The organism is Acinetobacter sp. CY17, from assembly GCF_059515825.1.
The window spans coordinates 55,537-68,081 of sequence record NZ_JCAKMX010000002.1 but is presented as its reverse complement, the minus strand read 5'-3'; the positions used below and the strand labels follow the sequence as shown (position 1 = coordinate 68,081).

Sequence of the window (12,545 nt, the reverse complement as noted above, 5' to 3'; positions counted from 1 at the left end):
AAGCTCAGCTTGATGAGCAGTTGTGTAGCATGGCTGTGTGCATGTAGCTCACAGCCAGTAGCAACAACTGTAGCTCCTGCAGCAACCAGCAAGCCCCAAATATATACCACCCCTACCGGGGTGATCATCACTCCGTATGATGTAGAACCTATTATTCGCCAAAGCTTATAAAAAAGCACCCTCAGGTGCTTTTTTTACATAAAGCGTTGTCCTGCAACCCCATAAGCAGCATGACGCTTGGCCTGTGCTAAATCTTCAGCTTTTAACCCACCTAACGCAAACACCGGAATATGCATGTTTTGCGCCAGTGCTTCAAAACCTGCCCAACCTAAAGCCTCGGCTTCGGGATGGGTGGCTGTGGCATGCACTGGACTTAACAAAACCGCATCGACACCAATCTTTTGGGCCACTTGTAAACTGAGTTCATCATGGCAACTGGCGATATAACGCTGACCTATAAGCAAATCATCTGCTTGAACAGCCAGCAATTGCTGCTGTTTAAGATGAATCGCACCTACATTGGCTTGCTGAATCGAATTCAAATGCTGATACAACTCAACATTCAGAATCATCTGCGTTAAACGTTCAACGGACACCTCAGCCAGCAGTTGCAGTTGTTGCTCTAGCGGCAATTCATTGCGCCAATAAAACAACTGTTGATGACCAGATTGAGCCAAATCCGCTAAATTCGCACTGATTTTAATCCTCTCAGGCCAAATTAAACGTTGAATCAAACGCTGATTGGCTTTTGGAAATTGTAACTCTGGCAATTGCAAACGTGTATACCAACGCCAAGGTTGCTGTATTTCAGGATTGAGTGCCTCAGGCACTGTGGCGTGAAAGATATGCAGATTGACAATTAAATCCTCATATTCATGCTGAATAAAATCAAAATTATGCCAAGCTTGAATAGCAAGGCCGACTTCCTCCAACACTTCACGGCGACATGCCTCAAGCGCTGTTTCACCCGCCTCGACTTTACCACCAGGGAATTCATATTGATTACCTTGATGTTGATGTGCTTCACGAAAACCCACCAAGACATTGCCCTGCTGCAATAAAATTGCAATGGCGACATTAAGTTGTGCTTTAGACATCGAGCTTTTCCTATACGTTTGCTGCAGTGTACGCAATTTTGTAGTTTTTATAAATTAAGCGTTGACAGGAGTATTCGATAATGATTATCATTTAAATATTGAAGCACACCACGAAAAAAACGGAGAATTCCAACATGAACGCACCATTTAGCCTCTTTACTCGCCATACTGAATCTCAACATTCACTGCCGATGCTGCATTCAAACAACTTATTTGCTTTAGGTCGAGAAATTCGCATTATGCATGCGGGTGAGGAATACCGTTTGCGTTTAACCCGTAATAATCGTCTGATTTTAACCAAATAATAAATAGAGCAATATAACAATAAACGTGGACACTCAAGGCAGAATACAGCGCATTCTGCCTTTTTTTATTTAAATTCAATACTTGCCACTAAGCCCCCTGTCTGCACGGGTACAAAACTTAACTGGCCACCATGTAAACTCACAATTTTTTGACAAATCGAAATCCCCAACCCTGAACCTTGGCTTTTACTGCCTAAAGCACGATAAAAACGTTCACCTAAACGTGCCAATGTTTCTGCTGCAATAGGTTCACCTTGATTAATAATTCGAATACAGCGTTGCTGTGGATCTATCACCAGCTGTACCTGAGCTGCAGGAGGACTATAACGTATGGCGTTATCAAGCAAATTACGAATACAGGTAAACAATAACTCGCGATTGCCTTCAATCCAAAGTTCATGCAACTGTAGATCTAACCCAATCTGTTTGTCTTGAATAAAAGGCAATAAAGCGTCTAGTACTTCTAAGCTAATGTCTCTTAAATCACAGGGTTGTTTAGGTAAACTCTGTGCTTGGCTCGGATCAAGACGGGCCAAGAGCAATAAGTTTTCTAAAATTTGTGTGCTACGAGCCACATCATTTTGAATGGGTTGTAAATCTTGGGCTAAATGGGCATGGTCTTGGTATTTACGTTTTAATACCTGCAACCGCATGTGAATCGCCGATAAAGGCGAACGTAGCTCATGCGAGGCATCTGCAGTAAAACGTTGTTCAGCATGTAAAGATTGATCCAAACGCCCAAGCAATTGATTGAGCTGCTTTAAAATGGGCTGTAACTCACGAAATTCAGGTTGAGGTGTTTGAATCGGACTTAAATCTTGGGCGTGCTTTTGCCCAATACTTTTAGACAACAATACCAAGCTTTTAAATTGACGTTGAATCGCGAAACGCACCAGTAACCATTGCAGTAACCACAGTAAGCTTAAGATCCCCAAAAACCAGACAAAGGGCTCACCTAAGTCTTTAAGCCGAATCGACATGGGCTGATAAACATAAGCTTGCATGCCATTTTCTTCGAGCAAATAACTACGCCAGAATTTACCTGTTGACCAAAAAACACCATAATCAGGTGCTATGTGTTGTTGCTCAAAAGCAAAGTCAGCTGATGTGACTAAAGTAAAATCTTGGGTTTTTAAGCTATATTGAATGGCAAACTCTTCACTCAATTCATCCACCTGAGAGCCTGCTTGGCTGCTAATATCCCGCATAACCAGCATATCCGCCACTTCATCCATGATTTCATCATGAATGTGCATGGTGTGATAAATCGATAAGCCTAAAAACACCAAAAGCGCCAATAAGCCTGCCACAATTGAGCTTAAAATTGAGGTTTTGATTAGCTGACTTTGCAGCGAAATAGCGTTTTTCATTCGGGTTGCTGCATGCGATAGCCTAAACCCCGTAAGGTTTTAATGTATTGACTGCCAATTTTTTTGCGTAACTGGGAAATAAAAACTTCTACAGCATTACTTTCCACTTCAGCGCCCCACGCATAGATCGATTCTTCAAGTTGCTCACGGGTCATTACATGCTCAGGTTTTTGCATCAGTTTATGTAAAATTTGAAATTCTTTGGCGGTTAAATTAACAACTTTCCCCGCTTGAGTTAGGGTCTTGGCTTGGGGGTCAAGCACTAAGTCAGCAAAGCACAAATCATGGCTTTTTTGGCTTTGATGTTGGCGCAGTTGACTACGGATCCGTGCTGATAGCTCTTCTAAACTAAAGGGTTTGACCAAATAATCATTGGCACCTAAATCTAAGCCTGAAACACGATCTTGCACGGTATCACGTGCCGTAATCATCAGCACAGGAGTTTGGGCATTATGACGACGCAAAGCGATTAAAATCTCATCCCCTGTGGCTTTGGGCAAACCACGATCAAGTAGCACACAATCATATTGATGCTGCTCTAAAGCCAAAATGGCATAATCGCCACGCTCGACCCAATCGACGTTATAGCCATCCATTTCCAGCCAAGTTTTAATGCTTTCAGCCTGTGCGGCATCATCTTCTGCCAATAATATGCGCATGCTTGATCCTTGTTTTTTTGTTTACTATACAAAAAAACCACATCGCAAGGTATGTGGTTTTTTGTAGTGAATGACTGACTTAGAATTTCACAGCATCTACATCAATTTCAACACGTTTAGTTGGCTTATAATCTACATCCACTTCACCAATTAATGTCACAGGGGTGTTGGCTGCAATCGGCTTGCCCTGCCATAAATCATCGTCAATATCAACGGTCATGCTGCCTGTTGCATCACGGAATTGATATTTTTCGTCACCAATGGCTTTAACCACATAACCTTTGACTTGTACTTTGGTATCATCCTTAGCCGCTAAGGCTTGTTTCACCGTCATTACAGGTGTGCTAATTGCCTGTTGATTAACAGTAGTATTGGCAGTTGCCATAGCAGCAGTGAATGCAACGCTAGCAGCGATTAAAGTTTTTGCGATCATATTCATAGTAAGCTCCGGTATGTAGCTGATGTCTTTTCGATGAAGTCATTAAAACAAACCAAGCTGAAGCTAAGCTGAAGATACGTTAATTTATGTATTAACTTAACGGCACCACACGTAAAACTTCTTCTAAGGTGGTTTCGCCTTGAATGACTTTACGTGCCCCTGCAATTCTTAATGGTTCCACACCTTGTTTTTGCACTTGGAATTTGAGTTGTTCTAAACTGGCTTCATGCCCAAGCATTTGTTTGAGTTCTAAACTCATCGGCATAAACTCATAAATGCCAATGCGTCCTTTATATCCAGTGTCACGACACGTCTCACAGCCTACTGGTTTATAAACAAAATTTGGCATTTGGAATTGATAACCAAAGGTTAAATGTTTCCAGTCTTGCTCATTAATAAACGTTTCTTGTTTACACTGTGCACATAAACGACGCACCAAACGCTGCGCCAATACGCCTAAAATGGTGGCTGAGGTTAAAAACGGCTGCACGCCTAAATCATGTAGACGGGTTAAACTGGATGGTGCATCGTTGGTATGTAAAGTTGATAACACCAAATGGCCCGTTAAGGCAGCCTGAATCGCCATATTGGCAGTATCTTGGTCGCGAATTTCCCCCACCATAATAATGTCAGGGTCTTGCCGCATTAAAGCGCGAATACCATCGGCAAAGCCCAAATCAATCGCGTGATTGACCTGCATTTGATTAAAGCTTGGCTCAAGCATTTCAATCGGGTCTTCAATGGTACAGACATTAACTTGCTCAGTGGCAAGCTGCTTTAGACTCGAATAGAGCGTGGTGGTTTTACCTGAACCCGTTGGCCCCGTCACTAAAATAATGCCATGACTGTTTTGGCTGATCTTTTGCCATTGTTGTAATAATTTTTCGTCAAAGCCTAATTCAGTAAACGAGCGCACTAAGACTTCAGGGTCAAAAATACGCATCACCAGCTTTTCCCCAAACGCGGTGGGAAGTGTCGATAAACGTAGCTCAGTCTCACGGCCTTTTGGAGTCCGGGTTTTTAAGCGTCCATCTTGTGGCTTACGTTTTTCTGCCACATTCATACGTCCTAAAATTTTAATCCGCGAAATCACCGCCATTAAGGTATTGGCGGGCATGTGATAAATGGTATGTAATACCCCGTCAATACGAAAACGAATTTTGCCTTGTTCTTTACGCGGCTCTAAATGCACATCACTAGCCCCTTGTTCAAAGGCAAACTGTAAAATCCAGTCGACCAATTTGACAATATGCTGATCATTGGCATCCGGATTTTGGCTATCACCCAACTGTAATAAGGCTTCTACCCCTTGATGCTCACGTTCATAGGCACCTGACTTTTGTGAGCCACTCACCGCACGGCTGACTTGGTAATATTCAACTAAATAACGCTGTAAATGCTCAGGATTTAGCATCACAGGCTGAATAGTTTTAGGGGCAAGACTACGGGCTAAATTCTGCTGCCAATCGGTAACAAAAGGCTGATCGGTGGCGATTAATATTTTTTTGTCTTGCACCTCTACTGCTAAAATTTTATTGCGTAAGGCAAACTCTTGCGACATCACCGCAGTCAGCGCGGCCACATCCGCTTTTAATGGATCAATCACATAAACTTCAAAGTTGGCTTTTTTTGCCAACCATTCAGTTAATAGGTTTAAGCTTAAAATTTGGGTAAGATCATGCTGATTTTTTAGATTAAAACTGGCAATCCATTGCAGCGGATGCCATTTCAGCTGTTCACGCTGACGATGGGTGGTTTGTATTAAAAGTTTTTCTCGATCAGTAATATAGCCATCATTTTTAAGTTGTTCTAAACACCAGGTACTGTCGATTTCAAAATTAAATTGCATTATTTTGTCCCCCAATCATAGGGTTAATATAACAAAAATTCCTAAGCCCCGACTATTTCTACCTTAGATTGGCCATATAAATGCGCAAGTAAAACACACATTTATTGCCATATTCACATAAAAAAAATGATGTAAAAATAGCCAATACTTTTTATTTAAGTTTTGGGGTAAATCATGAAAGTTCAAATTCTCACGCTGTGTATCAGCGCCTTGTTACTCAGCGCTTGTGGTGGCGGTGGTGGTTCTTCGAGTACCGAATCCCCAACGACTCCTCCAAGCCCCGTACCTGAAAATCCAAAACAGCCCACACAACCAAAGCCAAATACCACACTACAGCAGTGGCATCTTATTGAACTTGAAGAAAACCATGCATCATCGAGCCAATTACGCGAATTTGAACTGTATCGCAATGTGTTGTCTTTCAGCGATGGTAAGTTCTATACGCTTGAAAATGGCGATGCCATGTATTTGACTGAAGATGCTGTTTATAAGGCACATGATTTACCCAAAGGCAAATATGGTTATGAATATGGTTCAGGCACCATCACCGATGAGGCAATGACCATTCGTTTACGTTCCACACTTGGCAAAGAAAAGTTAGAATTTATCAACTACGTCAAAAAAATAGATATTAGCGGCAATAGTCTTCTGCCACGTTTACAACCTGAACTGAATTGGGAATTAAACTCGCTGAGTTTGGATGAGCTGAAACGCAATATTTCTGTACAAGATTTAAATACACTGCAAGCCTTACAAAAATTGAAATTCCCGCAAGGCTCAATGTGCCTGCAAAAACAGGCTTCTGCCAATAATCAAGCCTATATTGTGGCTGATATAGAATATGAACGAAATCAGCAAGGTTTTCTTGACTATGCCAAGCAGTATGGTACTAATCCAAATATCTTAAAGTTCAATTATATGAACACTACCTCTTACATCAACACAGGCAACAATACTTGGGGCTACACAGAATACGAAAACGGTTATTACTGGAGTGAATACAATGAAAAAGGTATTGAATATTCAGTGGCAGATGATTTAGAACAAAAGCGTCAGCAGGTACAACAGTTCGATTTAACTGCTGCCGAAAAAGCCGCGCGTTTAGAATTAATCGACCAAATCGCTGAAGGCTGTACTTACTACAATAAAACTGCAGCAGATTATATTTTTGCGCATGTAAATTACTAAAATGACAACATCAGCATATACGTACTAAAGCGCGTGTATGCTGACTTGATTTTCATTTACACTAAAACGTACATTTAAGTTAGCAAAGCTCATGCCATAGATGCGTTCAGGATCATCTTGATAGGCAGGACGTGGGTCAAGCGCTAAAACCTGCTCAAGCTCTTGACAGCTTTGTAGATTAATTATTCCCTTTTTCACTAATTCATCACGTGAAATTTGTGCATTTTCCAACCAAATAACTTGTTTACGCACGGGCTCATCCTGTGCATAAGCACTTTTTGCATCTATAACTGCATCTGAATATTGAATATAAGGTTTAATATCTACAATAGGGGTGCCATTTAATAGATCACTTCCCACCACGTAAACACGTACATGTTTACCCACTTTTTCAACCTTTTTAAGCCGTACCACCGATAAACCAATAGGAGCAGGACGATACATACTACGGCTAGCAAACACCCCAATTTTTTGATTACCGCCTAAACGGGGTGGACGAACTTGTGGACGAAATTTAGCGCTATCTTGTTGATTTTTATTATCATGAAACTGCCACACCAACCAAAGATGGCTAAATTCTTCAATACCCACAAAAGCATTTAAATCATTATAAGGGCCGTTCATTTCAATATAAGATTCTACCTCAACCAAATTTGGCTGCCGCGGAATCCCAAATTTCTCTTGGTAAGGAGAGCGCATATAGCCGATAATCGGCAAAGTTAAAGTCGTCGTCATCACTTTTTCTGATAAGCTCAATTAAATATATTCAGTTTATCGAGAATGATTTTAGATTAGAATAGCAACCTGTTCTAATTTGATAATTTATTGAGACCTTTAATGGCTGCTTTTAACGTCGAAAAGATTACTCATGTCCACCACTGGAATGACACTTTATTTTCTTTTAAAACGACTCGTGACCAAGCTCTTCGTTTTAAAAACGGTCAGTTTGTGATGATCGGCCTTGAAGTCAATGGCAAGCCGTTAATGCGTGCCTACTCAATTGCCAGTGCAAACTATGAAGAAGAGTTAGAATTCTTCTCAATTAAAGTGCCAGATGGTCCATTAACTTCTATTTTACAAAAAGTTAAGGTGGGCGATGAAATCTTGGTTTCTAAAAAACCAACAGGTACTTTGGTACTGGATGATTTAAACCCAGGTAAAAACTTATACCTTCTCTCTTCAGGTACAGGTCTTGCACCATTCTTATCAACAATTCGTGATCCAGAAACTTACGAGCGTTTCGAAAAAATTATCGTAGTTCACGGTACACGTTTTGTTTCAGAATTGGCATATCAAGACTTAATTGAAAATGAAATTCCAAATCACGAATTCTTTGGCGAATTAGGCGCGAAAGAAAAACTGGTTTACTACCCAACTGTAACCCGTGAAGATTTCCATACTCAAGGTCGTGTAACGACTGCCATTGAAACTGGCGCTTTGTTTGAGAAAATCGGTTTACCACGTTTTAACCCAGAAACTGACCGTGCCATGTTATGTGGTTCACCTGCGTTCCTTGACGATGTGGCTGCACTTCTTGACCAACACGGTCTTAAAGAATCACCACGTATGGGTGTTCTAGGTGACTACGTGATTGAACGTGCATTCGTTGAAAAATAATTTTATTTTTCTATAAAAAAACCGCGCATTTCGCGCGGTTTTTTTATCTTTTACAGACGATAGAAAATTCTTCCACTTCCATATCAAAAATCATTAAGTTGAGTAGCATCTCATTTGCTGTTAATGTTTTGATTTTCAGCTCCATTGGCTCTGGATCAGCTAAAGCTGCTTTTAAATTCACTTTGGCTTCAAGCTCAGGATGATCTGTGCTGAATTTTTTTACATCATATTGATCCAAGATTAGTTTCATACCCTCTAAGTGCCAACGCGCCTGAATCTCATAGTTAAATTGTGCTTTTTCTCGTTCATTTTCAAGGGTAGAAACAGTTTTCTGTCGCTGTTGTTGATTTTTCTGAAAAGACCATTGCATTTGGCTTTTCGCATCATAACCCATATAGTCCATGGCTTCCGTACATGACCAATCCCCCACAATAGCCACATCTAGAGGCGTAAGGGTTTGCGCAGTTATAGCGCTGCTGCATGCCGTTAAGCATAAAACCGTTAATAATTTTGTTATATAGTTCTGAATGTACATAATTGAGTCCAGTTTTAATATTTTAATCAAATGACTTTTCAATTATACCCACCTGTGATGAAGTTAAAATGAAATCTATCTTTTAAACTTGAGTGTTGATATGAGCTCGCTAAAAAATTTGGCTGAGGTATTTGATTAGCGTAGTCGCCCTTGTTGGTTGGCAAAACCGACACAACTTGCCCCACCACCCACGATAAAGCCACATTCGACATTTCAAGATGCCTATCATTGCGTTTGCATCATAAGAGGTACTATAGAAGCACCAGCGCTTATGATTAAACTGACAAGGGTTCAAAAACATCATTTTTTCATGATATCCCCCATTAATATGCGTTGAGTTGTACTTTGGCATTGCTGCCTAGCAGTAATAGTTTGATTGTGCTTTTGAACATACTTTTCCGAATTTCTATGCATACTAAATACCAATATTTTTAATCAATTCGCCTCATTCTGGTAAATTGTTAACTGTTGTAAATAAATATTTATCAGGTTTTTTTATGCAAATAAAAATAAATTAAAATAATGTTGTTTATAGGTTTTTTAAAAGATATTTCACATTTTAATTAAAAATATAGTCTTTTTTGGCAAATAATCTTGAGTGTTTTACTAGGTTGAATCTAAATAAAAAAGCCTTACAATAAACCCATAATTTTTATATGCCTTTATTTATGCTATTCGCACTCAGCATCCATAACCTAAGCTGCTCAACACTAAGCACCAATATAAGGATGAAAAATTAAAGGGGGCTGATAATAAAAAAAGGAACTCGGGTGTTAGCATCCAAAGTTCCTATAAAACAAGAATATAAAACTTATAAACTTGTGAAGAGGTCAGTGTGCTTGGGGACACACTGACCTTATTCTCTTATTGACCAGAACGGATAATATAATCAAATGCAGACAGCGATGCTTTAGCGCCTTCACCTGTGGCAATGATGATTTGCTTGTAAGGCACTGTGGTACAGTCACCCGCAGCAAATACACCTTTGACATTGGTTTCATTACGTTCGTTAATCACAATCTCACCACGGTTTGAAAGTTCTACAGCCGTTTCTTTTAAGAAATCTGTGTTTGGTAACAAACCAATTTGTACAAAGATCCCTGCAAGCTCAACAGTATGTTCAACATCCGTTGCACGGTCTTTGTATTTCAGTGCAGTCACTTGTGAACCATCACCCACCACTTCGGTAGACAAGGCATTTTTGATCACAGTTGTGTTTGGTAAGCTGTTTAACTTGTCTTGAAGCACTTGGTCAGCACGCAGTTTGGTATCAAACTCAACCAAAGTCACATGCTCAACAATACCTGCAAGGTCGATTGCTGCCTCTACACCTGAGTTACCACCACCAATCACCGCAACACGTTTGCCTTTGAACAGTGGGCCGTCACAGTGTGGGCAGTAGGCTACACCACGGGTTTTGTATTCTTGCTCACCCGGTACATTCATTTCTCTCCAACGTGCACCTGTAGATAAGATGACAGTTTTCGATTCAAGTTTGGCACCGTTTTCAAGTGTTACTTCAACTAAGCCGTTGGCAGTCTCGTCAGCACCTTTGATGTCAGCTACACGTTGCAAGTTCATGATGTCCACGCCATATTCACGAACGTGTGCTTCCATTTCAGCTGCAAACTTTGGACCTTGGGTTTTTTGAATCGAAGTGTAGTTTTCGATGTCCATGGTGTCCATGACCTGACCACCCATACGCTCCGCCACGATACCAGTTTTAATCCCTTTACGTGCAGCATAGATCGCAGAGGTATTGCCCGCAGGACCGCCACCGATGACCAAGACATCAAAAGCATCTTTAGCATTTAACTTTTCAGCATCTTTAGCCGCAGAGTTGGTATCTAATTTTGCAACAATCTCTTCCAAAGTCATACGACCTTGACCAATGTGTTGGTTGTCTTGGAATACCATCGGTACCGCCATGATTTTGCGTTCTTCTACTTCGTCTTGGAAGAATGCACCATCAATCATGGTGGCTGTTGTCCCTGGGTTATAAATAGCAATCAGGTTTAATGCTTGAACCACGTCTGGGCAGTTATGGCAGCTTAAAGATACAAATACATCAAAGTCAGATTGTACGCCTAAGCCCTTAATTGAAGCTAAAACTTCATCCGACACTTTAGGTGCATAACCAGAGGTTTGTAGCAACGCTAGAATCAATGATGTGAACTCATGGCCCATTGGTAAACCGGCAAAGAATACCCGCGGCGCTTCACCTGCTTTAGCAATACCAAAGCTTGGGACACGTTTGTTTTGACCATCAAAACGTGCAGTCACCAAGTTGGATAATGCCGCAACTTCTTCAACCAATTCTTTGATTTTGGCTGATTTATCTGAATCGTCTAGGGCTGCAACTAATTCAATTGGGCCTTCAAGGCGTTCTAATAAAGCTTTTAATTGCGCTTGAGTATTTTGATCTAACATTGCTAACGTCTCCAAAGGAGTAAATGTGTTGTTAAGGCCATCATAGAGAAAAACTTAAAAAAGGTAAAACAGTTAGTTTTTATAATTTTAATCGTTTTTTTAAATTAAAGCCCAAAATTTTATTTTGGGCTTTAAGCTTAATTTTCTATACGCTGCTTAATTTGCTGACTGCGCCGCGCAAAATACTGGCTGAATAACCAAAATAATATACTTACAGCCAAACTCAGCCCAGCCAACACAATTAACCCGACACGTAGTTGTTGATTAATGGCTTGCATTTTGTGTACTTGGCTTGCCAAGGCATGTGTACTTGCACTCATACTGTTGCCGTAAAGCTGCTGTTGCATACTCCATAACTGTTCAGTTTTAAAACCATACTGGTTAAATTGCGGATTATCTTGCTCTGCCTGAATTAAGTGTGCCACATAAGGTTGAGCTGCTGCTTTATCAGCAGGTTGATGCAATAATGCGGTTTGTGCCAATAAATAAGCTTGTACTGTAGCAGGCGTCTGACTGGCATTTAATTCTTGGTACATTACACTTTCATTTATATTCTGAGCATACTGAGTTAGTGCAGTATACGCCTGATCTTGCTCATCACGCAGGTCATACTGCACGTAGGTTAAGCCTGACCACAGTAGCATAAAAGCAATCAACCACCCCACAAACTTAATGACAAAAGACTGAAAATGCAGGTAGAAAAAGCGGATTTTTTTGAGTAGATATACCACAAAAAATGCACCTATAAACGACACGCAGACTTTCAAAATCAGCCAACCAAACCAACTGAGTAGACTGATAAAATAATCTTGCTCTTGGCCCATCAAGGTCAAGTGCTGAGCCGACACAGGAATATGTAGTTGCTCTACTTCAGATGTCAGCCCAAAAAAACCAGCCACTAAATCCTGCTGCAAAAATCCAGCCATTAACAACACAATAAACATGCTACTGCTGAGTAAACATAGCCATAGAAAATTGCGTTGGCGCTTTTTTAACTGCCTTAAGCCAGTTTCTACTTGGCTTTCTGGCATGATCGCATGGGCAAACTTACTCAAC

At 40.6% G+C, this 12,545-nt stretch carries 13 protein-coding genes; 4 read left to right on the top strand and 9 right to left on the bottom strand.

All coding sequences use genetic code 11. The features are described 5' to 3' along the window. Window positions 1-12: 12 nt before the first annotated feature. A complete protein-coding gene (locus tag AC5YCI_RS01815) occupies window positions 13-171 on the top strand; it encodes a hypothetical protein (protein WP_496128322.1) in 159 nt (52 codons plus the stop codon). Between the two features lie 23 nt (window positions 172-194). On the opposite strand, the gene AC5YCI_RS01810 is transcribed toward AC5YCI_RS01815, so the two are convergent. Further along, the gene (locus AC5YCI_RS01810) at window positions 195-1,097 is read right to left on the bottom strand and encodes a thiamine phosphate synthase (protein WP_496128321.1); all 903 of its coding nucleotides are present in this window, start codon (window positions 1,095-1,097) and stop codon (window positions 195-197) included. Window positions 1,098-1,231: 134 nt separating this feature from the next. Between AC5YCI_RS01810 and hemP the strand changes: the two genes are divergently transcribed. Further along, window positions 1,232-1,402 (top strand): hemin uptake protein HemP, encoded by a 171-nt coding sequence (gene hemP, locus AC5YCI_RS01805; protein WP_496128320.1) that lies wholly within the window; start codon window positions 1,232-1,234, stop codon window positions 1,400-1,402. Between the two features lie 65 nt (window positions 1,403-1,467). Here the strand turns inward: hemP and AC5YCI_RS01800 are convergent, their stop codons facing one another. The 4 genes from AC5YCI_RS01800 to tfpB form a co-directional block, all read right to left on the bottom strand. After that, window positions 1,468-2,772 carry a sensor histidine kinase gene (locus AC5YCI_RS01800; RefSeq protein ID WP_496128319.1) on the bottom strand — a complete coding sequence of 435 codons (1,305 nt, stop codon included), beginning with the start codon at window positions 2,770-2,772 and terminating at the stop codon, window positions 1,468-1,470. After that, on the bottom strand, window positions 2,769-3,431 hold the full coding sequence (locus AC5YCI_RS01795; protein ID WP_496128318.1) for a response regulator transcription factor: 663 nt from the start codon (window positions 3,429-3,431) through the stop codon (window positions 2,769-2,771). The genes AC5YCI_RS01800 and AC5YCI_RS01795 overlap by 4 nt, the downstream gene beginning before the upstream one ends. Before the next feature lie 79 nt (window positions 3,432-3,510). Beyond that, window positions 3,511-3,870: a NirD/YgiW/YdeI family stress tolerance protein gene (locus AC5YCI_RS01790; protein ID WP_496128317.1), complete on the bottom strand. Its 360-nt coding sequence runs from the start codon at window positions 3,868-3,870 to the stop codon at window positions 3,511-3,513. 91 nt (window positions 3,871-3,961) lie between these two features. Beyond that, window positions 3,962-5,719 carry a type IV pilus assembly ATPase TfpB gene (tfpB, locus tag AC5YCI_RS01785; RefSeq protein ID WP_496175135.1) on the bottom strand — a complete coding sequence of 586 codons (1,758 nt, stop codon included), beginning with the start codon at window positions 5,717-5,719 and terminating at the stop codon, window positions 3,962-3,964. A 174-nt stretch (window positions 5,720-5,893) separates the two neighbouring features. On the opposite strand from tfpB, the gene AC5YCI_RS01780 reads away from it, so the two are divergent. After that, the gene (locus AC5YCI_RS01780) at window positions 5,894-6,907 is read left to right on the top strand and encodes a hypothetical protein (RefSeq protein WP_496128315.1); all 1,014 of its coding nucleotides are present in this window, start codon (window positions 5,894-5,896) and stop codon (window positions 6,905-6,907) included. Window positions 6,908-6,931: 24 nt separating this feature from the next. Here the strand turns inward: AC5YCI_RS01780 and tsaA are convergent, their stop codons facing one another. Continuing rightward, a complete protein-coding gene (gene tsaA, locus AC5YCI_RS01775; RefSeq protein ID WP_496128314.1) occupies window positions 6,932-7,642 on the bottom strand; it encodes a tRNA (N6-threonylcarbamoyladenosine(37)-N6)-methyltransferase TrmO in 711 nt (236 codons plus the stop codon). A 102-nt stretch (window positions 7,643-7,744) separates the two neighbouring features. Here tsaA and AC5YCI_RS01770 point away from each other — a divergent pair, with 102 nt between their 5' ends. Next, a complete protein-coding gene (locus AC5YCI_RS01770) occupies window positions 7,745-8,524 on the top strand; it encodes a ferredoxin--NADP reductase (RefSeq protein WP_122901339.1) in 780 nt (259 codons plus the stop codon). 43 nt (window positions 8,525-8,567) lie between these two features. On the opposite strand, the gene AC5YCI_RS01765 is transcribed toward AC5YCI_RS01770, so the two are convergent. From AC5YCI_RS01765 to AC5YCI_RS01755, 3 genes are all read right to left on the bottom strand, one after another. Next, complete coding sequence (locus tag AC5YCI_RS01765; RefSeq protein WP_496128313.1) at window positions 8,568-9,101, bottom strand: hypothetical protein; 534 nt, start codon at window positions 9,099-9,101, stop codon at window positions 8,568-8,570. Window positions 9,102-9,923: 822 nt separating this feature from the next. Further along, entirely contained in the window at window positions 9,924-11,489 is a 1,566-nt protein-coding gene (gene ahpF / locus AC5YCI_RS01760; RefSeq protein ID WP_496128312.1) for an alkyl hydroperoxide reductase subunit F, read from the bottom strand. A 137-nt stretch (window positions 11,490-11,626) separates the two neighbouring features. Beyond that, entirely contained in the window at window positions 11,627-12,544 is a 918-nt protein-coding gene (locus AC5YCI_RS01755; RefSeq protein ID WP_496175134.1) for a hypothetical protein, read from the bottom strand. Window position 12,545 lies beyond the last annotated feature (1 nt).

Excerpts from the sequence above, each read along its gene's own strand:
- AC5YCI_RS01815 (WP_496128322.1), top strand. The coding sequence starts at position 13 with ATGAGCAGTTGTGTAGCATGGCTGTGTGCATGTAGCTCACAGCCAGTA.
- AC5YCI_RS01810 (WP_496128321.1), bottom strand. The coding sequence starts at position 1,097 with ATGTCTAAAGCACAACTTAATGTCGCCATTGCAATTTTATTGCAGCAG.
- hemP (WP_496128320.1), top strand. The coding sequence starts at position 1,232 with ATGAACGCACCATTTAGCCTCTTTACTCGCCATACTGAATCTCAACAT.
- AC5YCI_RS01800 (WP_496128319.1), bottom strand. The coding sequence starts at position 2,772 with ATGAAAAACGCTATTTCGCTGCAAAGTCAGCTAATCAAAACCTCAATT.
- AC5YCI_RS01795 (WP_496128318.1), bottom strand. The coding sequence starts at position 3,431 with ATGCGCATATTATTGGCAGAAGATGATGCCGCACAGGCTGAAAGCATT.
- AC5YCI_RS01790 (WP_496128317.1), bottom strand. The coding sequence starts at position 3,870 with ATGAATATGATCGCAAAAACTTTAATCGCTGCTAGCGTTGCATTCACT.
- tfpB (WP_496175135.1), bottom strand. The coding sequence starts at position 5,719 with ATGCAATTTAATTTTGAAATCGACAGTACCTGGTGTTTAGAACAACTT.
- AC5YCI_RS01780 (WP_496128315.1), top strand. The coding sequence starts at position 5,894 with ATGAAAGTTCAAATTCTCACGCTGTGTATCAGCGCCTTGTTACTCAGC.
- tsaA (WP_496128314.1), bottom strand. The coding sequence starts at position 7,642 with ATGACGACGACTTTAACTTTGCCGATTATCGGCTATATGCGCTCTCCT.
- AC5YCI_RS01770 (WP_122901339.1), top strand. The coding sequence starts at position 7,745 with ATGGCTGCTTTTAACGTCGAAAAGATTACTCATGTCCACCACTGGAAT.
- ahpF (WP_496128312.1), bottom strand. The coding sequence starts at position 11,489 with ATGTTAGATCAAAATACTCAAGCGCAATTAAAAGCTTTATTAGAACGC.